At 71.8% G+C, this 24,424-nt stretch carries 23 protein-coding genes; 6 read left to right on the top strand and 17 right to left on the bottom strand.

Annotated elements, in window-relative coordinates; genetic code table 11:
- Positions 1-5 precede the first annotated feature (5 nt).
- Positions 6-476 (top strand): pyridoxamine 5'-phosphate oxidase family protein, encoded by a 471-nt coding sequence (locus tag LDL49_RS20950; RefSeq protein WP_225292790.1) that lies wholly within the window; start codon positions 6-8, stop codon positions 474-476.
- Positions 477-503: 27 nt separating this feature from the next.
- Here LDL49_RS20950 and LDL49_RS20945 read toward each other — a convergent pair whose 3' ends face one another.
- The 3 genes from LDL49_RS20945 to LDL49_RS20935 all read right to left on the bottom strand — a co-directional run bounded on the left by LDL49_RS20945 (position 504) and on the right by LDL49_RS20935 (position 4,036).
- On the bottom strand, positions 504-1,265 hold the full coding sequence (locus LDL49_RS20945) for an SDR family NAD(P)-dependent oxidoreductase (protein ID WP_225292789.1): 762 nt from the start codon (positions 1,263-1,265) through the stop codon (positions 504-506).
- 228 nt (positions 1,266-1,493) lie between these two features.
- On the bottom strand, positions 1,494-2,831 hold the full coding sequence (locus LDL49_RS20940; RefSeq protein ID WP_225292788.1) for an FAD-dependent oxidoreductase: 1,338 nt from the start codon (positions 2,829-2,831) through the stop codon (positions 1,494-1,496).
- Positions 2,832-3,019: 188 nt separating this feature from the next.
- Positions 3,020-4,036, bottom strand: coding sequence for an Lrp/AsnC family transcriptional regulator (locus LDL49_RS20935; RefSeq protein ID WP_225292787.1), 1,017 nt, complete (start codon positions 4,034-4,036; stop codon positions 3,020-3,022).
- A gap of 194 nt (positions 4,037-4,230) precedes the next feature.
- Here LDL49_RS20935 and LDL49_RS20930 point away from each other — a divergent pair, with 194 nt between their 5' ends.
- A complete protein-coding gene (locus tag LDL49_RS20930; protein ID WP_225292786.1) occupies positions 4,231-4,851 on the top strand; it encodes a hypothetical protein in 621 nt (206 codons plus the stop codon).
- Positions 4,852-5,129: 278 nt separating this feature from the next.
- On the opposite strand, the gene LDL49_RS20925 is transcribed toward LDL49_RS20930, so the two are convergent.
- Complete coding sequence (locus tag LDL49_RS20925) at positions 5,130-5,537, bottom strand: MerR family transcriptional regulator (protein ID WP_225292785.1); 408 nt, start codon at positions 5,535-5,537, stop codon at positions 5,130-5,132.
- Between the two features lie 58 nt (positions 5,538-5,595).
- Between LDL49_RS20925 and LDL49_RS20920 the strand changes: the two genes are divergently transcribed.
- The 3 genes from LDL49_RS20920 (at position 5,596) to LDL49_RS20910 (ending at position 7,454) form a co-directional block, all read left to right on the top strand.
- Entirely contained in the window at positions 5,596-6,303 is a 708-nt protein-coding gene (locus tag LDL49_RS20920; RefSeq protein ID WP_225292784.1) for an SDR family oxidoreductase, read from the top strand.
- A gap of 166 nt (positions 6,304-6,469) precedes the next feature.
- Positions 6,470-7,039 carry a TetR/AcrR family transcriptional regulator gene (locus LDL49_RS20915; RefSeq protein ID WP_225292783.1) on the top strand — a complete coding sequence of 190 codons (570 nt, stop codon included), beginning with the start codon at positions 6,470-6,472 and terminating at the stop codon, positions 7,037-7,039.
- Entirely contained in the window at positions 7,032-7,454 is a 423-nt protein-coding gene (locus LDL49_RS20910; RefSeq protein WP_225292782.1) for a thioesterase family protein, read from the top strand. Before LDL49_RS20915 ends, LDL49_RS20910 begins: the two co-directional genes overlap by 8 nt.
- Positions 7,455-7,615: 161 nt before the next feature.
- Here LDL49_RS20910 and LDL49_RS20905 read toward each other — a convergent pair whose 3' ends face one another.
- Positions 7,616-9,208 carry a GMC family oxidoreductase gene (locus LDL49_RS20905; protein ID WP_225292781.1) on the bottom strand — a complete coding sequence of 531 codons (1,593 nt, stop codon included), beginning with the start codon at positions 9,206-9,208 and terminating at the stop codon, positions 7,616-7,618.
- 45 nt (positions 9,209-9,253) lie between these two features.
- On the opposite strand from LDL49_RS20905, the gene LDL49_RS20900 reads away from it, so the two are divergent.
- Positions 9,254-9,952, top strand: coding sequence for a DJ-1/PfpI family protein (locus tag LDL49_RS20900; RefSeq protein ID WP_225292780.1), 699 nt, complete (start codon positions 9,254-9,256; stop codon positions 9,950-9,952).
- A 53-nt stretch (positions 9,953-10,005) separates the two neighbouring features.
- Here LDL49_RS20900 and LDL49_RS20895 read toward each other — a convergent pair whose 3' ends face one another.
- The 12 genes from LDL49_RS20895 to LDL49_RS20840 all read right to left on the bottom strand — a co-directional run bounded on the left by LDL49_RS20895 (position 10,006) and on the right by LDL49_RS20840 (position 24,424).
- Positions 10,006-12,018, bottom strand: a complete 2,013-nt coding sequence (locus LDL49_RS20895; RefSeq protein ID WP_225292779.1) for a dipeptide ABC transporter ATP-binding protein — start codon at positions 12,016-12,018, stop codon at positions 10,006-10,008.
- Positions 12,015-12,869: an ABC transporter permease gene (locus LDL49_RS20890; protein ID WP_225292778.1), complete on the bottom strand. Its 855-nt coding sequence runs from the start codon at positions 12,867-12,869 to the stop codon at positions 12,015-12,017. The genes LDL49_RS20895 and LDL49_RS20890 overlap by 4 nt, the downstream gene beginning before the upstream one ends.
- Positions 12,866-13,813, bottom strand: a complete 948-nt coding sequence (locus LDL49_RS20885; RefSeq protein WP_225292990.1) for an ABC transporter permease — start codon at positions 13,811-13,813, stop codon at positions 12,866-12,868. The genes LDL49_RS20890 and LDL49_RS20885 overlap by 4 nt, the downstream gene beginning before the upstream one ends.
- 2 nt (positions 13,814-13,815) lie before the next feature.
- A complete protein-coding gene (locus LDL49_RS20880; protein ID WP_225292777.1) occupies positions 13,816-15,351 on the bottom strand; it encodes an ABC transporter substrate-binding protein in 1,536 nt (511 codons plus the stop codon).
- Positions 15,352-15,426: 75 nt separating this feature from the next.
- On the bottom strand, positions 15,427-16,851 hold the full coding sequence (locus LDL49_RS20875) for a gamma-aminobutyraldehyde dehydrogenase (protein WP_225292776.1): 1,425 nt from the start codon (positions 16,849-16,851) through the stop codon (positions 15,427-15,429).
- Positions 16,848-18,398 carry a class I adenylate-forming enzyme family protein gene (locus LDL49_RS20870; RefSeq protein ID WP_225292775.1) on the bottom strand — a complete coding sequence of 517 codons (1,551 nt, stop codon included), beginning with the start codon at positions 18,396-18,398 and terminating at the stop codon, positions 16,848-16,850. Before LDL49_RS20870 ends, LDL49_RS20875 begins: the two co-directional genes overlap by 4 nt.
- Complete coding sequence (locus LDL49_RS20865; protein WP_225292774.1) at positions 18,395-19,324, bottom strand: amidohydrolase family protein; 930 nt, start codon at positions 19,322-19,324, stop codon at positions 18,395-18,397. Before LDL49_RS20865 ends, LDL49_RS20870 begins: the two co-directional genes overlap by 4 nt.
- Positions 19,321-20,775: an amidase gene (locus LDL49_RS20860; protein WP_225292773.1), complete on the bottom strand. Its 1,455-nt coding sequence runs from the start codon at positions 20,773-20,775 to the stop codon at positions 19,321-19,323. The genes LDL49_RS20865 and LDL49_RS20860 overlap by 4 nt, the downstream gene beginning before the upstream one ends.
- Entirely contained in the window at positions 20,772-21,590 is an 819-nt protein-coding gene (locus tag LDL49_RS20855; RefSeq protein ID WP_225292772.1) for an ABC transporter ATP-binding protein, read from the bottom strand. Before LDL49_RS20855 ends, LDL49_RS20860 begins: the two co-directional genes overlap by 4 nt.
- Positions 21,583-22,593: an ABC transporter ATP-binding protein gene (locus LDL49_RS20850; protein WP_225292771.1), complete on the bottom strand. Its 1,011-nt coding sequence runs from the start codon at positions 22,591-22,593 to the stop codon at positions 21,583-21,585. The genes LDL49_RS20855 and LDL49_RS20850 overlap by 8 nt, the downstream gene beginning before the upstream one ends.
- The gene (locus LDL49_RS20845) at positions 22,590-23,483 is read right to left on the bottom strand and encodes an ABC transporter permease (protein WP_225292770.1); all 894 of its coding nucleotides are present in this window, start codon (positions 23,481-23,483) and stop codon (positions 22,590-22,592) included. Before LDL49_RS20845 ends, LDL49_RS20850 begins: the two co-directional genes overlap by 4 nt.
- The gene (locus tag LDL49_RS20840) at positions 23,480-24,424 is read right to left on the bottom strand and encodes an ABC transporter permease (protein WP_225292769.1); all 945 of its coding nucleotides are present in this window, start codon (positions 24,422-24,424) and stop codon (positions 23,480-23,482) included. The genes LDL49_RS20845 and LDL49_RS20840 overlap by 4 nt, the downstream gene beginning before the upstream one ends.

Below are 24,424 nucleotides of genomic sequence, written 5' to 3'. Positions count from 1 at the left end.
CTCGCATGACGTCGTGGAAAGAGTTCGAGATCCAGGCCCCCGAGCTGGCGGCGATCGCTCGGCGGGTGATGGAGCGTCACAAGCACAAGGTGCTGGCCACGCTCCGCAAGGACGGCTCTCCCAGGGTGAGCGGCACCGAGTCGCGGCTGGACGGTGGCGAGCTGTGGATGGGATCCATGCCCGGCGCGGTCAAGGCGCTCGACCTGCGGCGAGATCCGCGCATGGCCATCCACGTCACCTCACCCGACCCCGATGAGGGGGATCCGTCATCATGGGCGGGCGATGTGAAACTGGCCGGCCGGGCGGAGGAGGTGACTGATCCGACGGTGCTGGCCGAGGCGGGTCTGCCCGACGCCGACTCGCACCTGTTCAGGATCGACCTGTCCGAGGTGGTGTGGACTCGGGTCGAGGGCGACGAACTGGTCATCGACACCTGGCACGAAGGCGCGGAAGTGCGACACATCCGCCGCAAGTAATCTACAAAGTAAAGGCGCCCGGCCGATTCAGTGCACGAAAAAGCCACCATCGACAAACAGCATCTGCCCGGTGACAAACGCGGAGGCGTCACCGGCCAGAAACACCGCGGCACCGGCGAAATCGTCAGGCACGCCGTTACGCGCGACCATGTGGCGAGCGGCGAGCTCCTCGACCCGGCCGGGGATGGCCTGGGCCGGCTCGGTCAGCGGCGTCAGCACGAATCCGGGGATGATCGTGTTGACGCATACGCCCCGGCTTGACCAGGCTTCGGCCTGCGACCGGGTGAGTCCGGCGATCCCAGCCTTGGCCGCCCCGTACACACCGCTGTTGCCGAAGGCGCTGACGGTCTGCTGGGAGCCCACGTTGATGATCCGCCCCCAGCCCCGCTCGGCCATGCTCGGCCCGAAGTGCTGGCCGAACAGGTAGGGCGCGGTCAGGTTGACCGCGATGGTCTGCTCGTAGTCGTCGTCGGTGAGCTCGGCCATGGGTTTGCGGATGTTGTTGGCGGCATCGTTGACCAGAATGTCGATCCGGCCGGCGCCGGCGCAGACCCGCTCCACGGCGGCGCGGTCGCCGAGGTCGGCACTGATGCGGGAGGCCGTCACGCCGTGCTGCCGGAGCTGGTGCACGGCCTTGTCGAGCTCGGCCTCCCGGCGAGCCACGATCACCACCTCGGCTCCGGCACGGCCGATCGCCTCGGCCATGGCATAACCGATCCCTGAGCTACCGCCGGTCACGAGGGCTCGCCGGCCGTCCAGGGAGAAAAGATCACGCAGGTAGTCAGACACGAAGGGTCAAACTAGCATCCGAGCAGTCCCCACGCTGGCCGACGCCCGCGCCCGTGTGCCCCCTACCGCCTCCTACCAACATCGGCCGACGTCCGCCGACAGTCCACCGCGTTCCAACCATGTTCGCCGGCGGTGGCCGAGGTCGGGGAACGTCTGCCTACGTTCGCCAACCTCGGCCGTTCACCGACGTGAGACCACGGGGCCTCCGTGGGGCGGTACGCCGGGGGCTTACACGGTGGGGAGTGGGTTCTGGCCGAGGAAGCGGTGGCCGTTGTCGGCGGAGGCGCGTACTGCGGCGAACCCGTAGCCGATCATGGCGGCTTCGTATGCGCGCAGCGCCGCGACCAGCGGGCGGCCGTGTGCCGCCTCGTTCAGTGCGTCCGCCAGCGTGGCCGCGTCGCGCAGCGCGGTGTTGGCGCCCACCCCGCCTGCGGGGCTCATCGCGTGGATGGCGTCACCGATCAGGGTGACGGCGCTGGTGGGCCATGGCTCGATGGGGACGCTGGTACGCAGGATGGCGGGGAAGATGCTGGCTGGATCCCACTCCTGCACGATGCGCTGGACGCGGGGATGCCAGCCGTCGATCAGGTCCAGCACCATCGCGCGGAGTTCGGTGCCGGTCATCTGGTGGAGTTCGTCGTCGGTGCGGGGGAGGTGCTCGCGGCGGGTTCCGAAGCTGACGGTCATGTAGTCCCGTACGTCGCGGAGCAGTACATCGGGGGCGTGCCGGGCGATGGCCTGGTCCATCGGCTCCGGGAACTCCACCGGAGCCACGCCGACGAAGGCGCTGCCGGGGCCGACGATCGCGGTGAAGACGTTGAACATGTCGTCGCTGAACAGCGTTCTGGTCTGGGCGGTCAAGGGGATCTTGCCGTACAGCTGGCGCAGGCCGGTGTCGATGACGCGGGCGTGGGGGAGGAGCTGTCGGCGGATGACGGAGTTCACGCCGTCGGCGGCGACCAGTACGTCGCCGGTCACGGTGCTGCCGTCGGCGAAGTGGGCGGTTATGCGGCTGTTCGCGGTGGCAACGATGGGTTCGTTCGTGGCGCTGCCACGGCCGTTTGCTGAGATGTGACTGGGCGCCATGACGGTGTGGCTTGTGGCGATGGCTGTGGTGGCCGTAGTGGTGCGGTTTGTGATGGTGTTGGCGTGGTTTGTGGGGGTGTCGTCGGTCGGGGTGCTTTCGAAGCCGGTGCAGGTCTTGCCGAAGGTGACGACGTCTTCCAGTCCGGCCAGCAATATCTGACGCAGGGTCAGCCGGTCGGCCGCCAGTGGCGCGGGCCCGGAGTCTGCCTCGGCCGTCCATCGTGGAAGGAGTTGTTCGTCGAGGAACACCGAGCGGGGTCCGGGTGTCCCCGCGGTGCCCAGGAAGAGCTGCCACAGCTGTGGCGGGAGGGCGTGTTCGAGGGCGCGCCGGCCGTCGGCGTTGATGTGGAGGCGGTAGCCCTGGTGGCGGAAGGCCGGTGTCGTGTCTCGCTCGTGTACGGAGACGCTGATGCCGAGCCGGCGCAGGCGTTGTGCCAGGCACAGGCCGCCGAGTCCGGCGCCGATGACGATCACGTGCATGGTGGTGATTCCCTTCTGGTCATCGGCAACTGTCGGTGTCGGGCCGGGGTGAGGGCGATCCAGGTGCTGTGGCGTGGCGGTTTCCGGCATGACGGGGGTCAATCAGCCGAAATCCGGCGAGCGGTCTCAGATCGCGCCGAGCCCCTCTTGGCGGAGGCGGGCCTCTCTTGGCGGAGGCCGGACCCCTTCTAGCGGAAGCTGGGCGCATCCTGGTGCAAGCCGGGCAGGATGGCGCCTGCTCGCTTGACGGTCCGGATCAGCGGGGCCGTCTCCACATGCCGTACGGCCTTCAAGGATCCGATGCGCTCGGTCAGGTACCGATACAGGTCGCGGGAGTTGCGGCAGGTGACGCCCGCGAAGAGGTTGGCCGGACCTGTGGTGGCGGCGGCCACCGTGACCTCCGGGTGCTGGGCGAGGGCTTCGCCCACGGCGGCGAGCTTGGCGGGCTTCACGGACATCCACAGCCAGGCCTCGGCGTGGAAGCCGAGGGGTTCGGGTGGGATGTCGACGTCGAAGTAGAGGATCCCGGTCTGCCGCAGGTGCGCCATGCGTCGACGTACGGTCGACTCCGACCAGCCGGTGATCGCGGCCAGGTCGGTATGGGTGGTACGCCCGTCCTTTGACAGGGTCTCCAGCAGCGCGTGGTCCGCTTCGTCGAGCTGGACGGTTTCGTCGATGGGCGAGGCGGTGTCCTCGTGCACGATCGGATCGGGGAGGAGTTCGGCTGTTTGCTCGGTGGACAGCGCTCGCAGGCCCGCCCAGCCCGCCGGGCCGCCCGCGAACCTGTGCAGCATGCGGTGCGCGGTGACACCCACCACCTGCCGGCTGCGGGGGAGTTTCTCCATCAGGAACGCGTCGCGTTCGGCCGGTGTCCGGGCCAGTGTGCCGCAGGCGATCTCGGTGCCGCCGGAGAGCAGGCTCACCCAGGCGGTGTCGTTGCGGCGTGCCAGGGCGGTGGCGACCGCGCTCGCGGCGTCGGGGGTGCAGCGGAGCCGGATCGCCCAGGAGACGTGGTCGAGCCGGAGTCCGTCGACCACGCCGACGACGCGGAGTATTCCGGCCGATCGCAGCCGCCGGTATCGGCGGGCGACCGTGTTCTCGGAGACGCCGAGCACTTCGCCGATCTTGCTGAAGGGCGCTCGGCCGTCGATCTGGAGCGCGTGTGCCAGGCAGCGGTCCAGGCGGTCCAGTGTGACGGTTTCCATCTGGGTACGGTATCCCGGCGCCGGTTACCGGCATGATGATCGCGCGGCCGGTTGCGGGGTCGGGTCCCGTACTGGCACGATCCGGCTGGAGCGGTGGCGCCGGCCCGTCCGTGGCGGGTGGCGTCAAAGGTGAACAGCGTTTCAGGCGGGCGGCAGGGTTTGCCATGGCGCCTTTATGGCGTCATAGTGATGTCATGGATCTGGCGCCGTACGTCGACAATCTGCGCCGCGAACTCGCGGTAGCCGCCGAGGCGGGTGGCGATGACGCGCGCGCTCTCGCCGAGCGTCTCACCTTGCCGCTGGAGTCGGCGACGCGGCTTGTTCTGCTGGAGGCGTTGTCGGCCGCCGCCGACGAGATCACCCGGGAGCTCGCGCCGGGCTCGGTCGACGTACGGCTGCGCGGGCGCGACCCCTCCTTCGTCGTGACGCCGCCGCCCGCGGACCGCCCGTTCGAGGACGGGGGCGAGGGCGGTTTTGACGCCTTGCCCGGTGCGGCGGGTGGTCGGCGGCGGACGGCTTCGGGCGGCACGGCAAGTCCGGGGGGATCGGGTGCTCCGGGAGTCCGGGGGCCTTCGGAGGCCGGTGTGGCGGTGCCGCAGGACGGTGAGGACGGCGGCACGTCGCGGATCTCGCTGCGTGTCCCCGAGCAGCTCAAGCCGCGTATCGAGGAGGCGGCGGGTCGCGAAGGGCTGTCCGTCAACGCCTGGCTCGTCCGGGCGGTCTCGGCCGCGCTCGAACCCGAGGGTGGAGGGCGCCGTTCCGGATGGCGGGAGGAGCCGAAGGGCGGTCGCCGCTACACCGGCTGGGTGCGCTAGCGCCTTCCACCGCGCAGGTGGTCGCCGATCGCCGACGGGTAGGTCGAGTTCCACGGCGTTCACGACCGGGCCGAGGATGGCGAGCCGGTCATCCTGATAGAAAGATCATCGTTATATGGCGATCGAATGAGATCGATGCAGGAACCCACTTTCCTGATCCTTGCCGCGCTCGCCGCCGGCCGTGATCCTGCCGTTCGTAGGCACTGACCTCAAGGTCAGAGATAGGTTCGATCGCTACCGCGACCCCTGAAATCCCATGCCCGACCCGGCCGTGGCGATCACGGCGTCGCGGAGTGGCTCGCCTCTGCGGCGACGTCCTGGTCCGCGATCCACGCGCAGCCGTTGTCCGGGCTTTCGGTGCTCCGGATGACCGCGTCCAGGCGATCACGGGTACGGGTCAGCGCGGCGATCTGGGCATCGATGCGATTGCGCTCGGCGGCGAGCCGGGCACGCGAGTGCGGGGTGCTGACCTTGGCCTCGACGCAGGGCAGCAGTTCGGCGATGGTCCGGCTGGACAGGCCGGCCGCGTAAAGCATCTGGATCAGCTGGACACGGTCGGCCGCCGGTTCGGGGTAGTGGCGCTGCCCGGAGCCGCTCCGGTGCGCCGCCAGCAGTCCCTGCTCCTCGTAGTAGCGCAGGGCCCGCACGCTGACGCCTGACCGTGCCGCCAACTCGCCGATACGCACCGTGACCTCCATCACAAGACTTGCCTCTGACGTCAACGTCAGGTTTTAGCCTATCCGCATGCAGATCAACGGAGCACATGTGCTGGTGACCGGGGCCAACCGCGGCCTCGGACGGCAATTCGTCCTGTCTCTCCTGGACCGCGGCGCGGGCAGGGTGTACGCCACCGCCCGCCGCCCGGAGACCATCGACGTACCGGGGGTCATCCCGCTGCGGCTCGACATCACGGATCCGGCCTCGGTGGCCGCCGCGGCGGCAGCGGCACCCGATGTCAAGATCGTCATCAACAATGCGGGAATCTCGACGGGGGCGAATCTGGTCACCGGGGACCTGGACACGATTCGCCGTGAGATGGACACCCACTTCTATGGCACCCTCAACGTGATCCGTGCCTTCGCGCCCCAGCTGGCCGACGGTGCGATCCTCAACGTTCTGTCCGCGATCTCGTGGCTCGCCTTCGACGGTGCGGGCGGCTACCACGCGGCGAAAGCCGCCGAGTGGGCGCTCACCAACGCCGTACGCCTGGAGCTGGCCCACCAGCGCACGTTGGTGACGGGCCTGCACCTGGGCGCCGCGGACACCGACATGATGGCCTGGTACGACGGCGACAAGAGCGCCCCCGAGGTGATCGTCGCGGCGGCCCTCGACGGTATCGAGGCGCACCGGCCCGAGGTGCTCGCCGACGACTGGAGCCGCCAGGTGAAGGCGTGGCTGTCGGAGGACCCGACGGTCATCTATCGGGAAGCGGCGGCCGCCCTCACGGCCTGACTTGCCGCCCCTGCTGGTCACGGTACCCGCGGCCGCGCCTCTACACGTTGAGCCGCACCCGCCACCTGGGTGGTACGGCGAGGCGGCCGCGTCGTTTCCGGCGAAAAGCCACCTTTCCTCTCGGCGGTCACTTGTACGGGCTTTACAGACCTGTAAGTATGGCGGGGTGGAGAAGTACAGTCCCGGCGGGCGGCGGTTGCTGGAAGTGGCGACCGAGGTCTTCTACGCCGAGGGGATCCGGGCCACCGGCGTTGACGCGCTGGTGGAGCGAGCCGGGGTGTCCAAGCCGACCCTGTACGCCCAGTTCGGGTCGAAGGAGAACCTGGTGGCCGCCGTACTGGAGTGGCGGCGGGCCGTACGGCAGGCGGAGCTGACCGAGTTCCTCCTCGACAGCGGCGGGTCGGCTCAGGAGCGGCTGCTGGCGGTGTTCGACTGGCTGGCGCGGGGGCATGGGCGCGAGGGGTTTCGCGGGTGCCCGTTCACCAACGCCGCGGTGGAACTGCCCGATCCGGACCATCCGGCGCGCAGGGTGATCTCGGCGTACAAGGGGTGGCTGCGGCAGCGGCTGACCGAGCTGGCCGAGCAGGCGGGGCTGGCCGACCCTGACGGGCTGGGTTATGCGTTTTTGCTGCTCATCGACGGGGCCAATGCCCGGGTCGTGGTGGATGGGGATCGGTCGGCGATGCTGCGGGCCAAGGCCGCGGCCGCCCGGATGATCGGTGGAGTACATGGCTGAAGGGCTGGTCGCGGGGCTGGAGCACGAGTTCGCGTTCCTGGTGCCGGAGAGCAAGATCGTGGCGGGGCTGTATCCGGAGTCGGCGGAGTTCGGGGTGATGCCGCCGGTGTTCGCCACCGGGTTCCTGGTCGGGCTGCTGGAGTGGACGTGTGTCCGGGCCGTCCTGCCGTACCTGGACTGGCCGCGTGAGCAGACGGTGGGCACGCGCGTCGACATCACCCACCAGGCGCCCACGCCGGCGGGGATGACGGTGACCTGCCGGGTGCGGCTGGTGTCGGTGGAGGGGCGGCGGCTGCGGTTCGAGGTGGTGGCCGGTGACGGGGTGGACGTCATCGGTGAGGGTACGCACGAGCGGGTGATCATCGACGCCGAGCGGTTCACGGCGCGTGCCCTGGCCAAGGGCAACCCCTCCTGAGCCCCGCCGACCCGACATCCTCCGATTCGCGGGCCGGTTCGGCTCGACCAGCCAGGGCGCGCCACCCGTCGGCTCGGCCGGCTGGTGCGTGCGACCCGCTGGCTCAGCTCGGCCAGCTGCTGCGCCCACCTGGATCGGCCCGGGAGCGCCGCTGAGGAGTTTCAGAGCAGTGTGCGGGCAAGGTGTTCGGCGAGGGCGACGACCGGGAGGTTGGTCGTGGCTCGGGGGATCGCCGGGATGATCGAGGCGTCGATGACCCAGAGGTTGTCGCTGCCGTACAGCCGCCCGGTGGCGTCGACGACGGCTCCCGCGGCCGGGTCGGTGCCGATCGCGCACGTGCCCACCGGGTGCCAGTAGTGGGCGGCGGCGGCACGCATCGCGGCCTCTCGCGAGCCCGTGGGCTTGCCGCGGGACGGATCCGTGGCGAGTCCGTCGCGCGGGTCCTTGGCGAACTCGTTCAGCCAGCCCGCGGTGAACTCGTCGAGGGGCGGCCCCAGCAAGGGGGCCAGCGCCGGCGAGGCGGCCATGCGCCGGCACAGGTCGATGCCGTACCGCAGCACCTCAAGGTCGCTCCCGTCGGGGTCCGTCAGGTACGCGTGGTCGATCAGAGGTCTGGCTCCGGGGTCGGGTGAGGTCAGTCGCAGTGTGCCCCGGGATCGCGGCGTGAGACACGCGGCGGGCAGTACGCAGGTCCAGCCCCCGGGCTCCTTGCCGGTCCATGGGAGGAGATGCAGGTCGTACGGTGCCCGCCCGCCGGCCGACAGGGCCTTTCCGATGACCTGCTCGTCCGGGACCGGCCGCCCGCGTTCGTAGTCGGCCAGCCGGCGCGCCAGTTCCTCGCTCGCGGCGAACCGCAGTTCCAGGGTGGGGTGGTCGTGCAGGTTGCGGCCGACGCCGGGCAGGTCGAGGCGGGGCGCCACGCCGAGCGCCGTCAGCTCGTCGGCCGGGCCGATGCCGCTGCGCAGCAGTACCTCGGGGCTGCCGTAGGCGCCGCCGCACAGGATGAAGCGCTCCGCCTCCACGGTGAGGCGCTCCTGCCCGCGGCGTACGTGCGCGCGGCGGACCACTGAGCCGTGGAGTTCGAGGCGCTCGACCAGCGCGTGGTCCACCACGCGCAGCCGCCGATCGCTCCGCTCCGGCTCCAGGGAGTCGCGTACGGGGTCCAGGTAGGCGAAGGCGCTGTTCCAGCGGACACCGTCAGGGTTGTTGACCGGGGAAGGTCCGCAGCCGGCGCCCCCGAAGAGGTCGTCCAGGTCGTCCGTTCGCGGTACGCCACAAAGGATCATGGCCTCCATCGCCGCCGCCTGGAACGGGGTGAGGTCGTCGTCGGAGTCCCGGCGGACGCGCAGTCTGGCGGCCGCGTGACGCATCGACTCGGTGAGCGAGGCGTCGGTCCAGGACGGTCCCCATGTCCGGTAGTCGGCGGCGTGGCCGACGGTCTGGGAGCAGCCGTTGTGCGAGGAGCAGCCGCCGATGACGCGGGCCCGGTCGAGCGGCAGATCGTGTCCGGGGGTGGCGCCGGGGCCCCGGTATCCCCAGTCGTGTGTTTGCGGCAGCGTGGAGCTGTCGAGCAGTTCGTGCGGCCACCGTCCGGCGTCGAATGGCCCGTAGTCGGGCCCGGCCTCCACGACCACCACGGACAGGGAGGTGTTCTCGATCAGGCGCCCGGCCACGACCGCGCCGGCCGTGCCGCCGCCGAGGACGGCGATGTCCGCGCGAACGCGCTGGTCTAAGTCGTTTCCAACGCTTACCATGGAGCGAGTTTAATCGATCGGTCGATAAAATCAATCGTGCCGGACGTGCCCAGAACTGAGACGAGAGCAGGCAAGAACGTGGACGTCGCCATCCTCATCTACGAAGGTTTCACCTCCCTCGACGCCACCGGGCCGTTCGAGGTGCTGAGGCGCCTGCCCGATCCGCGGGTGCGCTTCGTGTCGGGGACGCCAGGGATGTGCGCCGCCGATCAACCCGGTTTCGGGCTGGTGGCCGACCCGCTGGAGAGCATGGCGCGGCCGGAGGTCGTGGTGGTCGCCGGCGGCAGCACCACCCAGGGCCTGCTGGCCGATGAGAGGGTCCTGACCTGGCTGCGCCGGGCGTATGAGACGAGCACCTGGACGACGTCGGTGTGCACCGGCTCGCTGCTGCTCGGGGCCGCGGGTCTGCTCCAGGGACGTCAGGCCACCTCGCACTGGTACGAGCTGGAGAGCCTGCGCTGCTTCGGCGCCGAACCGGTGTCCCGGCGGGTCGTGGAGGACGGGAAGATCATGACGGCCGCGGGCGTGTCCTCCGGCATCGACATGGCGCTGCTGCTCTGTGACCGGTTGGCGGGGCCGGCTTACGCCCAGGCCGTACAGCTGGGGATCGAGTACGACCCTCAGCCGCCGCACGAGGCGGGCTCGGTGGACAAGGCCCCGGCCGAAGTGGTCCGGTTCATGCGCGACAACATGGAGCGGCACTACGGCCCGTCCTGGGACCGGCGCTCCGCTCAGAGCGCGTAGCGTCACTGCCGATGGAGCGCCGCCACGGGCCCGTCCCGGGATCGGCGCTCCGCTCAGAGCTCGTGGCGCCAGGCGAAGTGGCACCACACCCGCTGCCCGTCCCGCCGCTCCTCGGACGGCTCCGACGTGCCGCACCGCGCCGCCGCCCGCGGGCAGCGCGGGTGGAAACGGCAGCCGGGCGGCACGTCCAGCGGGCTCGGCGGCTCGCCTCCGAGCCTTCCGACCCCTCCGACCCCTCCGAGCCCCCCGGGTCCCGGACCCGCGGTGCCGGAGCGGCGCCGGTCGCGGGAGGGGACCGCGTCGAGCAGCACGCGGGTGTACGGATGCCCCGGCCGGGCGAAGACCCGCGCGACGGGCCCCTCCTCCACGATGGATCCCAGATACATGACGGCGACGCGATCGCACAGCCCCCGTACGGTCGCCAGGTCGTGCGAGATGAACAGCACGGACAGGCCGAGCCGCTCGCGCAGGTCGCTCAGCAGGTTGAGCACGGCGCCGGCAACGGAGGCGTCGAGCGCGGCCACGGCCTCGTCGGCGACCAGCACCTCCGGCTCGACGGCCAGGGCGCGCGCGATCGCGACGCGCTGGCGCTGGCCGCCGGACAGCTCGCGAGGGAGCGCGTGTGCCTGCCGCTCGCCCAGCCCGACCATCTCCAGCAGCTCTCGTGCCCGGTGCGCGATCTTCTCGGCGGGGACGGTGCGGCGCAGCGGTTCGGCGAGCGTCTGCGAGACCGTGCGGCGCGGATCGAGTGAGGAGCCCGGATCCTGGTAGATCATCTGTATTCGGCGGCGCATGCCCGGCGGGCGTCGCCGGGGTACGGGCGCACCGTCCAGCAGTACGCCTCCAGCGGTCGGCGTTGCCAGGCCGACGATCGCGCGGGCGAGGGTGGACTTGCCGCATCCGCTCTCGCCCACCAGCCCCAGGATCTCGCCGCGCCCCAGCTCCAGGTCCACCCCGTCGACCGCGCGCAGGCGGCGCCGGCGCAGGAATCCGGCACGCACCGGATGGTCCACGACCAGGCTGTGGACTCGGATCAGCGCGCTCATGTGGCCTCCGGCTCGTGGACGCAGGGCGAGTGGTCGCTGGGCGAGTGGTCGCAGGAGGAGCGGATGCAGGCCGATCGGTGCCCGACGGCGAGCGCGTCGATGCCGGGCACGACGCCCGAGCAGGCCGCGACCTGGTGGGCGCAGCGAGCCCTGAAGCGGCAGGAGGGGGTGTAGCCGGCCGGGGCGGGCGGGCGCGCCCGCGATCGGGCGGAAGCGGCCGATGGGCCCCTCCAGCGTGGGGACGGCGTCGATCAGGGCTCGGGTGTAGGGGTGGCGGGGGCGGTCGAGCACGTCGGCCACGGGTCCGGCCTCGATGATCTGCCCGGCGTACATGACCGCGACCACGTCCGCGATCTGCCGGATCACCGCGATGTCATGGCTGACGAAGACCATGCCGAGCCCCCGCTCGGCGCGTGCCGCGTCGAGCAGCAGCAGGATCTCGGCCTGCAGCGTGACGTCCAGCGCCGTGGTCGGTTCGTCGCACAGCAGTACCCGGGGGTCCGTGGCCAGGGCCAGCGCGATCGCGACGCGCTGGCGCATGCCGCCGCTGAGCTCGTGCGGGTAGGAGTGGAAGCGCAGGGCGGGGTCGGGGACGCCGACCGCGGCCAGCAGTTCCACGGCCCGTCTCCTGGCGGCGGCACGCGAGGCGCCGGTGCGGCGGCGGACGATGTCGGTGACGAAGGCTCCGACGCGGGTGGTGGGATCGAGTGAGGCATGCGAGTCCTGGAAGACCATCGCCAATCCGCGCCCCGCCGCCTGCCCGGCGGGGACGGCGGTGGGTGCGGCATCGGCTTGGTGGCTCAGGCGGATCTGGCCCCCCGTGCGCTCGACGCCCGCGGGCAGCAGTCCCATCGTGGCGCGCAGGGTGAGCGACTTGCCGCACCCCGACTCGCCGACGATGCCGAGGCACTGCCCGGCCGCGACCGCGAAGGAGAGGCCGTCGAGCAGGGTCGGCGCCGTGCCGCGCCGCTGGAGGGCGACACGCAGCCCGTCGACTTCGAGCAGCGGGTAGGAGGTCATCCGCTCTCTCCTCGATCGCCCAGCCGGTCGCCGAGGGCCGCGATGCTCGATCCGAGGATCACGATCGTCAGGCCAGGGAACGCCGCCAGCCACCAGTGGCTGCGCAGGAACACCTGGGCCTCCGCGACCATGGTGCCGAGCTCGGGGGTGCCCGCTTTGACGCCGAGCCCGAAGAACGACAGGACCGCGATGCCCTGCAGCGCCATCCCCATGTCGGTGGCGAGGTAGACCAGCGACTGGCGCAGCGCGTTCGGCAGCACGTGCCGAAACAGCACCGCGGTGTGCGACAGGCCGAGCAGGTAGCCGGCCGAGACGTAGTCGCGTTCGCGTACGCGGCGGACCTCGGTGCGGATGATCCGCGCGTACACGACCCAGCCCAGCACGCTGAAGGCCACCAGCAGCGAGGAGGTGCCCGGTCCCAGCACGAACACGAAGGCGATCAGCAGCACGTACACCGGTAGTGCCTGGAAGATGTCGGCCGCCCAGCGCAGCGCGGCGTCCAGGACGCCGCCGCGGTAGCCGGCCACCGCGCCGATCAGCGTGCCGAGGAGCATCGGCAGGCCTGCGGCGAACACCATCAGCAGCAGGTCGGTACGCAGCGCGAACAGCAGGCGCGACAGCACGTCCCGGCCGAGCGCGTCCGTGCCGAGCAGGTGGGCGGCGCTCGGTGGCCGGAGCTGGTCGAGCGTCAGCTGGGCCGGGTCGGCCGGAGCCAGCAGCGGTGCCAGGAGGGCGGCCAGGACCGCGAGTGCCGGTAGCGCGAGGGCCGCCGGCCGCCTCCAGCCGAAGGCGCGGCCCGCCCGCGAGCCCACGGGTACGGCGCTGTCCAGCAGCGGCGGGGGAGTGGTCATCGCCATGTCGTCCTCGGATCGAGCAGGGCGACCGCCAGGTCGGCGAGCAGGTTGATGCCGATGATGGCCGTGCCGAAGATCAGGGTGAGGGCCTGGACGACCGGGAAGTCACGCTGGCTCGCCGCGTTGACCATCTCCGCCCCCAGCCCCGGCAGGCCGAAGGTCTGCTCGACGATGACCGCGCCGAACAGCAGCGCGGCGGCCTGGACGGCCAGCAGGGTGACGGCCGGTGGCAGGGCGTTGCGCAGCAGGTGACGTCGTAGCAGTGGCCATCCGGACAGGCCCAGCGACCGGGCGGTGGTGATGTGGTCGGCGGCCAGTACCTGGCGCAGGCTCGCGGCGCCGCTGCGGGCCAGCAGCGGCATCGCCGCCAGCCCGATCGTCAGTGACGGCAGGACCATCGAACGGAGCCGGTCGCCGGTGTCCTCGCCGAAGCCGCCGACCGGCAGCCAGCCGGTCCGCAGCGCCAGCACCGAGGCCAGCATGAGCCCGACCCAGAAGGGCGGGCAGTTGAGGATGATCGTGAGCGAGCGCGCGCACAGACGTGCCGCCACCGAGCGCGGGCGCAGCGCCATCACCAGCGCGGCGGGCACGGCCAGCAGCGTGCTCACCAGGAGGCCGCCGGCCAGCAGCCATACCGTCACGGCGGCCCGCTCGCCCACGATGGCGGAGATGGGGATCCCGGTGCGGTTGGAGCGGCCCAGGTCGCCGTGCGACAGGTGGGTCAGGTAGGTCCAGAACTGGCCCGCTGTCGACTGGTCCAGTCCGAGGTCGTGGCGTACCCGCGCCACCTGTTCCGCGCCGGCCCGCGGCCCGGCGATGACGCGCGCGGGGTCGCCGGGCATCAGCTGCTGGAGCAGGACGACGATGAGCAGCAGCGCGAGCAGCACCGGCACGACCTGTAGCAGCCTGCCGGCCACGAAGCGCAACCGTCCGGCCGGCATGCTCACGCCGCCCAGAGCAGGTCGGCCGGATAGGACAGGAAGGGAGTGACGTTGAGTCCCTTCACCTTGGGGGAGACGGCGAAGAGGCGATCGGGGAAGGCGGTCGGGATGTAGGGCAGGTTGTCATGGATCCAGGTCTCGGCTACGCGCACCGCCTCGGCCCGCTCCTGGTCGGTCCGCGCGACCTCCAGGCGGGCGAAGGCGTCGGAGATGGTCTTCATCGGCAGGCCGGAGTACAGCCCGCCGGTCGCCACGATGAGGCCGAAGATGTCGCCGACGGTCGGTGAGACGCTGCCGACCTCGCCCAGTGACAGGTCGTAGGCGCCTTTGGCCTGCCGGTCGACGAGCACCTGCACCTCGAGCTTTTGCAGGTCGACCTCGATGCCGGCGGCGCGCAGCAGCGCCGCGGCGGTCTCGCCGGCGCGGGTGGAGAAGGGCGTCGTGGCGTCGACGACCAGCTCCACCTTCGTTCCCGGCCGGTAGGAGGATTGGGCCAGCTCCCGCTTGGCCTTGTCGAGTCCGGTCTCGTAGGTGCAGCCGCACCCGACCGAGCCCTGGACGCGTGGCGGCAGCCCGCCGGTGGCCGGTGCGGCCAGGCCGCCGAAGACCGCCTGGATGTAGCGGGCGCGGTCGATGGCCAGGCTGACCGCGCGCCGGAAGTGCAGGTCGTTGCCTGGTTGCCGGGCGGCGTTGACGAAGATGCCGTGGATCGTGGCCGAGGGGTGGACGATGACCTGTTCCTCGCGCGGGATCTGCGCGGCCAGATCGAGCGGTACCGCCTCGATGGCGTCGGCCTGGCGGCTCTGGTAGCGCAGCATCTGCTGGTTGGGATCGGCGACGACGTCGTAGGTGAGGCGGTCCAGGTAGGGGCGGGCGGGGTCGTGGTAGCGCGGGTTGCGTTCGAGGACGAGCTGGCGGCCCGGCCGGTAGGAGGTCACGACGAAGGGACCGGCGCCGATCGGCTTGGCGAAGAAGTCCTTGCGGTTCATGCCGCCGAAGTCCTTCGGCACGATGACCGAGGAGCCGTTGCTGAGCCAGGTGAGGGTGAACGTGCTGGCCTTGCTCATCTTGATGACCAGGGTGCGCGGGTCGGGGGTGGCGGTGGCGGTGATGGCCGCGTACAGGGTGCCCAGGGACAGTCCCTTGCGCCACAGCTCGACGGAGAACGCGGCGTCCTGCGAGGTCAGCGGCCGCCCGTCGCTGAAGGTCAGGCCGGGGCGCAGCGTGAAGGTGATGGTCTTGGCCTTGGCGTCGAGCTTCCAGCTTTCGGCCAGGCCGGGTTCGATCGACTTGCCGTCGGGCGCGTAGCGGACCAGGCCCTCCATCACCTGCGGCAGGGTCTGGAACGTGGCCAGCTGGATGGCCTTGTCCGGATCCCAGCCGTCGATGTCGGCGGCGCGCAGGATCGTGAGGCTGCCGCCGCGTTTGGGCGTCCCGGCGTCGCGCGAGGCGCTGTTGCCCGCCGGTTCGTTACCGCAGGCCGCGGCCAGCAGGGCCATCACCAGCAGGACGCATCCCACCGCTTTCCTTCGCATCATGGGCAATCACCATTTCGAACGATCGATAGATTATGTGGGGGAGGTACGGCACTCCTGAGCTAGAAAGGCCGGCGCTCAGCGCAGGCTGGCCATCACGTGCTTGACGAGGGTGTAGTCCTCAAGCGCGTACGCCGACAGGTCCTTGCCGTGACCGGACTGCTTGAAGCCGCCGTGCGGCATCTCCGAGGCGAGCGGGACGTGGTCGTTGATCCAGACGCAGCCGAAGCGCAGCGCCTTCGACATGCGCAGCGCCCGCCCGATGTCGCGCGTCCAGACCGAGGCGGCCAGGCCGTACGGCGTGCCGTTGGCCAGCCTGATCGCCTCATCCTCCGCGCCGAAGCGCTGGACCGTGATGACCGGGCCGAAGATCTCCCGCTGGACCAGCTCGTCGTCCTGCCGCAGCCCGGCCACGACCGTCGGCTCGAAGAAGAAGCCGGACCGCTCGGCCGCCCGGCCCCCGGTGACGACCTCCGCGTGGCCGGGCCGCCGCTCCAGGAAGCCGGCCACCCGCTCGCGCTGGCGCAGACTGTTGAGCGGGCCGAGGGTCGTCTCGGGCGCGCTCATGTCGCCCATCACCCGTTGCTTGGCCTTCTCGGCCAGGCCGGCGACGAGGTCGTCGTACAGGCGGGGGGCGGCCAGCACCCGGGTGGCCGCCGTGCAGTCCTGGCCCGCGTTGTAGAAGCCGGCGCCGGAGATGATCTCCAGTGCCGTCTCCAGGTCGGCGTCGTCGAACACCACGACCGGTGCCTTGCCGCCGAGTTCGAGATGGGTGCGCTTGAGGGTGCGGGCCGCGTGCTCGGCCACCCACCTGCCGGTCTCGACCGACCCGGTGAGGGAGACGAGTTCGACGTCGGGATGCTCGACCAGCGCCGCGCCCGGTTCGTTCCCGCCGGCGACGACGTTGAGCACGCCGGGCGGGAAGATGCCGGCGGCCAGCTCGGCGAGCCTGAGGGTGGTCAGTGGGGTCGTGGGCGCGGGCTTGAGCACGCTCGTGCAGCCGGCGGCCAGGGCGGGGCCGATCTTCCACACGGCCATCATCATCGGGTAGTTCCACGGCGTGATCTGGCCGACCACGCCCACGGGCTCGCGGCGGATCATCGAGGTGTAGCCGGCCACGTACTCGCCGGCCGCCTTGCCCTCCAGGCAGCGGGCGGCGCCGGCGAAGAAGCGCAGGTTGTCGGCCATGGCGCCGATCTCGTCGCTGGTGACCACGTGCAGGGGTTTGCCGGCGTTCGCCGACTCCAGTCCGGCCAGTTCCGCGCCGTGCTCCTCGATCGCGTCGGCCAGTTTGAGCAGCGCGAGCGCGCGTTGTCCCGGGGTGGTCTCGGCCCAGCCGGGAAAGGCCGCCTTGGCCGCGGCCACCGCCCGGTCGACGTCCTCGGGGCCGGATCGGGGGGCCTGCGCGATCGTCTCGCCCGTCGCCGGATCCAGCACGGGCATCAACCCGTCGGCGAGCGGATCGGTGAACTCGCCGTCGATGAAGTTACGCAGAATAGTCATGTCTCGCTCTCCAAACCGGCGCGCCGGCGCAGCTCCACTTTGTCGATCTTGCCGATCGGCAGCTTCGGCAGCTCGGCCTCCAGCCGGAACACCTTCGGCACCTTGTAGTTGGCCAGCCGCGCCCGCGCGTACTGCCGCAGCTCACCCGCCGTGACCGGCCCGGCCGCCACGACGAAGGCGTGCCCGACCTCTCCCCAGCGCTCGTCGGGCACGCCGACCACGGCGGCGAGCGCGACGGCCGGATGCTCCTCCAGCGCGGCCTCGATCTCGCGCGGGTAGACGTTGTAGCCGCCCGACTTGAACATCTCCTTGAGCCGTCCGACCAGCCGGATGTGGCCGCCCGGTTCCTGTACGGCCAGGTCGCCGGTGTGCAGCCAGCCCTCATCGTCGATCGCCGTCCGGGTGGCCTGCGGGGCGCGCCAGTAGCCGCGGGTGATGAAGTCGCCCCGGATGAGCAACTCGCCCGCCGAGCCGTCGCCGTCGCCGCCGGGAGGGCGCAGGGTGACCTCGTAGTGCGGATCCACCCGGCCCACGCTCCAGGCCAGCACCTCCAGCGGGTCACCCGGGTCGGTGTAGGTCACCGAACCGGTCGACTCGGTGAGGCTGTAGCTGGTGGCCAGCCGCGCGCCCGTCTTGGCCAGCGTCCGCAGCAGGCTGTGGGGTGCGGCGGCCCCGCCCCACAGGATGTACTCCAGCGAGCCGAGGTCGCGCTCAGACCACTCCGGCGTCGCCACCATGGCCAGCAGCTGGGTCGGAATGCAGTACAGGTGCGTCAGGCGCTCGCGCTCCACCAGGCGCAGGGCGCCGGCCGGATCGAAGCGCGGCATGTACACCACCGTGCCGCCGGCGGTGAGGATGGAGGTGCTGATGTCGCCGAGCCCGCCGATGTGGTTGAGCGGCAGGTCGCACAGCTTGCGGGGCGCCTGGCCGTACCACCGGCCGGCCTGCACCACGCCGCAGTGGGCCAGGCCCCGGTGCGGGACGAGCGCGCCCTTGGGCCTGCCGGTGCTGCCCGAGGTGTAGATCATCGCCGCCGGGTCCAGCGGCCGGACCTGCTCGCGTGCGCCGGCCAGGCGCTCTGCCGGCTCCGCGGCCTCGAGGAAGTCCTCGTAGGAGAGCGACAGCCCGTCCACCGCGCGGCCGCGGGTCACCACGCGCATCGGCCCCAGGGAGCGCAGGGCGTGTAGTGTCGCGGGCTGCGTGGCGTCCTCGAGCATGCCGAACAGCAGCGACGGCTCGCTGTCGGCGACCACGTGGGACAGCTCGGCGAGGGTGTACTTGGGGTTCAGCCCCACCCAGATGCCGCCGATGCTCGCCGTGGCCAGGAAGACCACGAAGCATTCCGGCTGCGGATCGCCGAGTAGCGCCACCCGGTCGCCGCGCCGCACGCCGGCGGCCAGCAGCGCGGCCGCGCAGCGGTCGACGTCGGCACGCAGCCGCTCGTAGGTCCAGCGGCCGCTCTGGCCGACGAGCGCCTCCCGGGCCGGACGGTGGGTGGCCCAATGGCCGACGTAGTCGGTGATGCGCGCCAGCCGCGGCAGGCTCATACCGGCACCGTCTCATGGGCCGGCGACAGCAGCCGCCTGGCGTTGTCGTGCAGCAGCGCGTCCAGCGTCTCGGCCCGCAGGCCGAGGCCGTGCCACTCGCGCAGCGCCCGCAGGTGCGGGAAGACCGGCCAGTCCGTGGCGAACAGCACCTGCTCGCGCAGGACCCGGTCCATGAAGCGCAGCATCGTCTCCCAGCCCGATCCCGGCACGCCGAGATACTTGGGGGCCAGGCCGCCGAAGTCGACGAGCACGTTGGGGTGACGCCGTGCCACGGCCACGATCTCCGGCACCCAGGGCCACGCGCCGTGGCAGGCGATGAGCGTCGCCTCGGGGAAGTCGCAGGCGACCTGGTCCAGGCGGATGGGGCGTTCGGCCTCGATGGGGTGGCGGCGCGAGTAGTTGACGCCCGTGTGGATGGCGATCGCCAGGCCCAGCTCGGTGGCCTTGGCGTAGAGCGGGTACAGCTGCCGGTCGTCGATCGCGTGGCCGAAGAACGACGGCTGCACGTTGATCCCGGAAAGTCCCAGGGCGGCCACCCGGTCGACCTGGCGTACGGCGCGCATGACCGACAGCGGCTCCAGCGTCACCGTCCCGAAGCCGGAGAAGCGGTCGGGCCGCAGCCGCACCTGCTCGGCCACCTCCTCGTTGAGCGCGTCGGCGTAGTCGCCGTGCTCGTACTCCGCGTGCAGCACGGCGTGCCCGACCCCGGCCTCATCCAGCTCGGTTAGCAGGTCGTCCATGCCCTTGTGCCAGCCGTCGCCGATGTCGAGGACCGCCTCGTACTGGGTGTAGACGTCGCCGCCGGCCGACAGCGGGGGGCGGGCGGCGCTGGGCACCCGTACGCGGAAGTCGATGATCGTCGAAGTCGGCGGGCCGGTCAGATCCATGAGGTGTTCCTCCTGAGGGATGCGGGGGGTGTCGTTCACCGGGACAGGCCGGCGGGTGTGCGGTGCCGCCACGGGTGGGCGCGTTCGAGCTGGCCGGCCAGGGCCAGGACGGTGCCGTCACGCCATCGGCCGCCGATGAGCTGGACGCCGAGCGGCAGGCCGTCCGGCTGCTCCACCAGCGGGATGGAGATCGCGGGCAGGCCCAGCATGTTCGCCAGGGCCGTGAGCGAGGCGGTCTCCTCCGCGCGCCGCAGCGGCAGCCACGGGTCGGCCTCCTGCCCCTGCCACAGAGCGCCCTCGCTCGGCGCCAGGACGGGGTTGGTCGGGGTCAGGACGACGTCGACGGCCTCCCATGCCCGGTACATCTCGGCCGAGCGCAGCTGCAGTTCGAGCATGGTCGTCACGTACGTCAGCGAGTCGGTCTCGCGGGCGGCCCGGCGAAGGGTCCGGTTGAGCGGCTCGACAGCGGACTCGTCCACGACCGCGCAGTCGGCCGACCCGGTGGCGTAGAGGATCTCGAAGCGGGGCTGGAACCAGCCGGGGTCGAGTCCGGGAATGGTCTGCTCGACCACCTCGTGTCCGAGGTCGGCCAGCAGGTCGGCGGCCCGGCGGGCCAGGGCGGCGGCCGCGGGGTGGACCTCGGCGGGGAAGGCGGGCTGCAGGTTGAGCCCGACGCGCAGCCGCCGCGGATCACGCCCGGCCTGGTGCCGGTAGGGCTCCTCGGCAGGGGGAGCGCTGTACCAGGTGGACTGGGGGGCCGCGGCGAAGACGTCCAGGATCGCCGCGGTGTCCAGCACGGTGCGGGTGAGCACTCCCTCGGTCGCGAAGCCCTCCATGTAGTGCGCGTCGGAGGGGACGCGGCCGCGGCTCGGCTTGAGCCCGACGAGCCCGCAGAAGCTGGCCGGCTCGCGGATGGAGCCCGCGCCGTCGGATCCGTGCGCCACCGGCAGCAGGCCGGCCGCCACGGCCGCGGCCGCGCCGCCGCTGGAACCGCCCGGGCTGCGCGTCAGATCCCAGGGGCTTCGGGTGACGCCGTGACGCGCCGACTCGGTGACCGACACGGTGCCGAACTCGGGCGAGGTCGTCGCGCCGACGAACACGAAACCCGCCTGCCGCAACGCCTTGACCGCCGGCGCGTCGGCGGCCATGACGCGGTGCTCGACGGCGTTGGAGGCGCTGCACAGCGGCCAGCCGCGGACCGGATGCAGGTCCTTGATCGCGATGGGGACGCCCAGGAACGGCGGCAGCGGCCCGCCGGCCGCCACCCGCGCGTCGGCCGCGTCGGCGGCCTGGCGAGCCCGCTCGTGGTCGAGGTGGCAGAAGGCGTTCAGCGCGGGATCGAGCGCGTCGATGCGCGCCAGGTAGCCCTCCAGCACCTGCCGCGCGCCGATCTCGCCGGCCGCGACGCGTTCGGCCAGTTCGGTGGCGCTCGGCCAGCCGTCGGGTCCGGTGCCGACCGGTTCCCCGAGCGCTGGGGTGGTTTCGGTCATCGTGTCTCCTTCGCTTGCTTGGCTTGCTGAGTGATGCGGCGGGTGGGGCGCCAGCCGGGGCCGGGGACGCTCGCGCGCAGCAGACGCGTGTACGGGTGCTCGGGCGCGTCGAGCACCTGGCCGGTCGGTCCGCGTTCGACGACCGAGCCGTGCCGCATGACGATGACATCGTCGGTGACCTGGCGGACCACGGCGAGGTCGTGGCTGATGAACAGGTAGGCCACGCCGGTGCGTTCGCGTACCTCCGACAGCACGTTGAGAACCTGGGCCTGGATGGACACATCCAGCGCGGCGACGCACTCGTCGAGGATGAGGATCCGCGGTTCGGCCGCCAGCGCCCTGGCGATGGCCACCCGCTGGCGCTGCCCGCCCGACAGCCTGGCCGGCCGCGCCGCCATCTGGCGTTCGTCGAGTCCGACGAGGTCGGCCAGCTCCGCCACCCTGGCGCGCCGCCGTCCGCGATCCAGCCGGGTGTGCAGCCGCAGGACCTCCTCCACCGCGGCGGCGGGACTCTGGCGCGGATCGAGGCTGGCGTAGGGGTCCTGGAAGACGATCTGGACCTCGCCGCCGCGTCGGCGGCGTTCGCGCGCCGAGCGGGCCGGCTGGGACCGGTCGCGGCCGCAGGCGGTGACGCGCCCGGCCGTCGGCCGATCCAGGCCCACGATCATGCGGGCCACGGTGGTCTTGCCGGATCCCGACTCGCCGACGACGGCCAGGGCGCCGGCGCGCGGCAGCGAGAAGCTCACCTCCTCGACGGCGACGGCCTGTCCGAACACCTTGCGCAGTCCTTCGACCCGCAAGATCGCCTCACTCATGCGGCACCGCCCGCTCCTGGTGGAGTTCCTCGGCCCGGACGCAGGCCACCTGCCCGCCCGCCAGAGGCCGCAGGCCGGGCCGGGTGTCGTGGCAGCGTTGACGTACGTGCGCGCACCGGGTGGCGAACGGGCAGCCGTCCGGCGCCTCGAACGCCGACAGCGGTCGGCCGGCGGTGGTCACCAGGCGCTCGGCCCGCCGATCCAGGCAGGGGCGGGCGGCGGTCAGCGCCGCGGTGTAGGGGTGCAGCGGGTGCTGGTGCAGCAGGTCCGACGCGCGTACCTCCATGACGCGGCCCGCGTACATCACCGCGGTCCGGTCGCAGACGGCCGCGGCGAGTTCGAGGTCGTGGGTGATGAACAGCATGGCCAGGCCGCGTTCGCGGCGCAGCTCGTCGAGGATGGCCATCACCTCGGCCTGCGTGGTGACGTCGAGGGCGGTGGTGGGCTCGTCGGCCAGCAGCAGGTGCGGCTCGGTCAGCAGCGCCGCGGCGATCATGACGCGCTGCAGCAGTCCGCCCGATAGTTCGTGCGGGTACTGCCGCAGCCGTCGCCGGCCGTCGGCCACGCCCACCTCCTCCAGCATGCGCACGGCGCGTTCCTGGCCCGCCCGCCGAGGGGTACGCGAATGGGCGCGCAGGGCCTCGGTGAGGAAGTCGCCGATCGTGCGCACCGGGTTGATGTGCGCGCGCGGATCCTGGAAGACCATGGGCACGCGGCGGCGCAGGTCGCGCAGCGCGGGCCCGCGCAGTGCCGCGACGTCGGCCCCGCCGAGGCGGATGCTGCCCTCGGTGTGCGCGCCCGCGGGCAGCAGCCGCACGATCGAGCGGGCCGTCATGGACTTGCCCGAGCCTGATTCGCCGACCAGGCCGACCGCCTCGCCCGCGCCGACGCGCAGCGACACGTCGCTGAGGACGGTCCTGTGCCGGCCGCCCAGCGGCAGCGCCACCGTCAGGCCGCTGATGTCGAGCAGGTCGCTCGTGCGGTTGCCGAACGGGTTGCTCATGCGGTGCCTCCTCGCCCGGGACGCCACCAGCGCGACGGGCCGGATGTCCCGCTCTGCCCGGAGTCGTCGGACAGCCGTTCGCCGAGCACGTTGAACGCCACGACCAGGACGACGATGCAGCCGCCCGCCAGCAACGACTCGGCGGGATAGCCCTGAAGGACACCCGACTGCCCGCCGGCGACCATGACGCCCCAGTCCGCGGCGGGCGGCCGCACTCCGAGGCCGAAGTAGGACACGATGGCCAGATCGACCATGGCGTACCCGAAGAAGAGCGTGGCCTGGGCGGCGATGAGCGGCATGAGGTTGGGCACGAGGTGGCGCAGGCAGATCGCCACCGACCCGGCCCCCTGCACCTCCAGCGCCTGGACGTAGGGTTTGCGCCGCTCGGCCAAGGCCGCGCTGCGCAGCAGCCGGGCGATGTAGGGGACGTAGGCCACCGAAAGGGCGAGTACCGCCGCGCTCAGGCCGGGACCGAAGACGGCCGCGACGAGCATCGCGAGCAGGACCCCCGGGAAGGCGAACACCACGTCCAGGGCCGCCGACACCACGGAGTCCAGCCACCCGCCGCGCCAGGCCGCCACGATGGCGATGACGGTGCCCGCCGTCATGCTCAGCGCCACGACCCACAGGGGGCCCAGCAGCGAGGTCCGCGCGCCGGTCAGCAGCCGCGCCAGCAGATCGCGTCCCTGGCCGTCGAAGCCGAGCGGGTGTGCGGGTCCGGGTGGCGCGTAGGCGTTGGCGAAGTCACTGGCGTCCGGGTCGGCCGGCGACAGCGCCGGGCCGAGCACGGCCAGGACGACCGCCGCGACGATCACGGCCGCGGCGGTCGTGCCGAGCGCCCCCAGGGCGCTGCGGCGGCCTCTTCCCAGCAGCGCCGCGACCGCCGTCATGCTCGCCCGCCCAGCTTGATCCGGGGGTCCAGGAGCGCCGCCCCGACGTCGACCAGGGTGTTGACCAGGACGAAGGCGGTGACGAGAACGAGGGAGATGCCCTGCACGACGGCGAAGTCCTTGGACAGGGCCGCGCTGACGAGGTAGGCGCCCAGCCCGTTGAGGCTGAAGGCGCGTTCCACCACGGCCGCCAGCGCGATCATCGAGGCGACCGTCATGCCGGCCAGCGTGCTGATCGGGACGGCGGCGTTGCGCAGGGCGTGGCGGCGCACGACCGCCGGGTAGGGCAGCCCCCGGCTGATCGCCGTCTGGACGTGTTCGCGGCCCATCTCCTGGCGCACGGTGGTGCGGGTGACCCTGGCGACGGCCGCGGTGGCGGCCGCCGCCAGGGCGAGGGCCGGAAGGGTGAGATGCCGCATCCCCTCCCACAGCCCGGTGCCGTTGCCGAGGGCCGGCAGCCACCGCAGCCGCACCGCGAAGACGCCGATGAGGACGATCGCCGCCACGAAGGGCGGGACGGCCACCACCAGCGCGGTCGACATCACCACGATCGCGTCCACGATTCCCGGCCGAAGGGCCGCCAGCAGCCCGAGCGCCACCCCGCCGACCAGCACGATCAGGGCCGCGTAAAGGATCAGGGCGATGGTCGTACCGGAACGGGAGGAGATGAGGTCCGACACGTCCTGGCGCAAGATGATCGACACGCCGAGGTCGCCGCGCACGGCGTTGCCCAGCCAGGTGACGTACTGCACAAGGAACGGCTCGTTCAGGTGGTAGCGCTGGACGAGGACGGCGACGCTCTCCGGCGGTAGCGACCGGCCGCCCGAGAGGGTGGCCAGCGGGTTGCCCGGCGCGAGCGACAGCCCGGCGAACACCACGAAGCTCGACACGAGCAGGGTCGCGGCCAGCATGAGCGCCCGTCGCATGAGGTAGGCGGCCAT

This window comes from Nonomuraea aurantiaca, assembly GCF_020215705.1.
GTDB classification, from domain to species: domain Bacteria; phylum Actinomycetota; class Actinomycetes; order Streptosporangiales; family Streptosporangiaceae; genus Nonomuraea; species Nonomuraea aurantiaca.
The sequence above is the reverse complement of the archived record's forward strand: the minus strand, read 5'-3'. Positions and strand labels throughout refer to the sequence as shown.

Bases quoted from the DNA above. Each gene is read 5' to 3' on its own strand.
- LDL49_RS20870 (WP_225292775.1), bottom strand. From the start codon at position 18,398: ATGAGCCTGCCGCGGCTGGCGCGCATCACCGACTACGTCGGCCATTGG.
- LDL49_RS20895 (WP_225292779.1), bottom strand. From the start codon at position 12,018: ATGACCTCCTACCCGCTGCTCGAAGTCGACGGGCTGCGTGTCGCCCTC.
- LDL49_RS20910 (WP_225292782.1), top strand. From the start codon at position 7,032: ATGGCTGAAGGGCTGGTCGCGGGGCTGGAGCACGAGTTCGCGTTCCTG.
- LDL49_RS20845 (WP_225292770.1), bottom strand. From the start codon at position 23,483: ATGACGGCGGTCGCGGCGCTGCTGGGAAGAGGCCGCCGCAGCGCCCTG.
- LDL49_RS20940 (WP_225292788.1), bottom strand. From the start codon at position 2,831: ATGCACGTGATCGTCATCGGCGCCGGACTCGGCGGCCTGTGCCTGGCA.
- LDL49_RS20855 (WP_225292772.1), bottom strand. From the start codon at position 21,590: ATGAGTGAGGCGATCTTGCGGGTCGAAGGACTGCGCAAGGTGTTCGGA.
- LDL49_RS20890 (WP_225292778.1), bottom strand. From the start codon at position 12,869: ATGACCACTCCCCCGCCGCTGCTGGACAGCGCCGTACCCGTGGGCTCG.
- LDL49_RS20885 (WP_225292990.1), bottom strand. From the start codon at position 13,813: ATGCCGGCCGGACGGTTGCGCTTCGTGGCCGGCAGGCTGCTACAGGTC.
- LDL49_RS20840 (WP_225292769.1), bottom strand. From the start codon at position 24,424: ATGGCCGCCTACCTCATGCGACGGGCGCTCATGCTGGCCGCGACCCTG.
- LDL49_RS20950 (WP_225292790.1), top strand. From the start codon at position 6: ATGACGTCGTGGAAAGAGTTCGAGATCCAGGCCCCCGAGCTGGCGGCG.
- LDL49_RS20850 (WP_225292771.1), bottom strand. From the start codon at position 22,593: ATGAGCAACCCGTTCGGCAACCGCACGAGCGACCTGCTCGACATCAGC.
- LDL49_RS20930 (WP_225292786.1), top strand. From the start codon at position 4,231: ATGGATCTGGCGCCGTACGTCGACAATCTGCGCCGCGAACTCGCGGTA.
- LDL49_RS20880 (WP_225292777.1), bottom strand. From the start codon at position 15,351: ATGATGCGAAGGAAAGCGGTGGGATGCGTCCTGCTGGTGATGGCCCTG.
- LDL49_RS20935 (WP_225292787.1), bottom strand. From the start codon at position 4,036: ATGGAAACCGTCACACTGGACCGCCTGGACCGCTGCCTGGCACACGCG.
- LDL49_RS20875 (WP_225292776.1), bottom strand. From the start codon at position 16,851: ATGACTATTCTGCGTAACTTCATCGACGGCGAGTTCACCGATCCGCTC.
- LDL49_RS20920 (WP_225292784.1), top strand. From the start codon at position 5,596: ATGCAGATCAACGGAGCACATGTGCTGGTGACCGGGGCCAACCGCGGC.
- LDL49_RS20860 (WP_225292773.1), bottom strand. From the start codon at position 20,775: ATGACCGAAACCACCCCAGCGCTCGGGGAACCGGTCGGCACCGGACCC.
- LDL49_RS20905 (WP_225292781.1), bottom strand. From the start codon at position 9,208: ATGGTAAGCGTTGGAAACGACTTAGACCAGCGCGTTCGCGCGGACATC.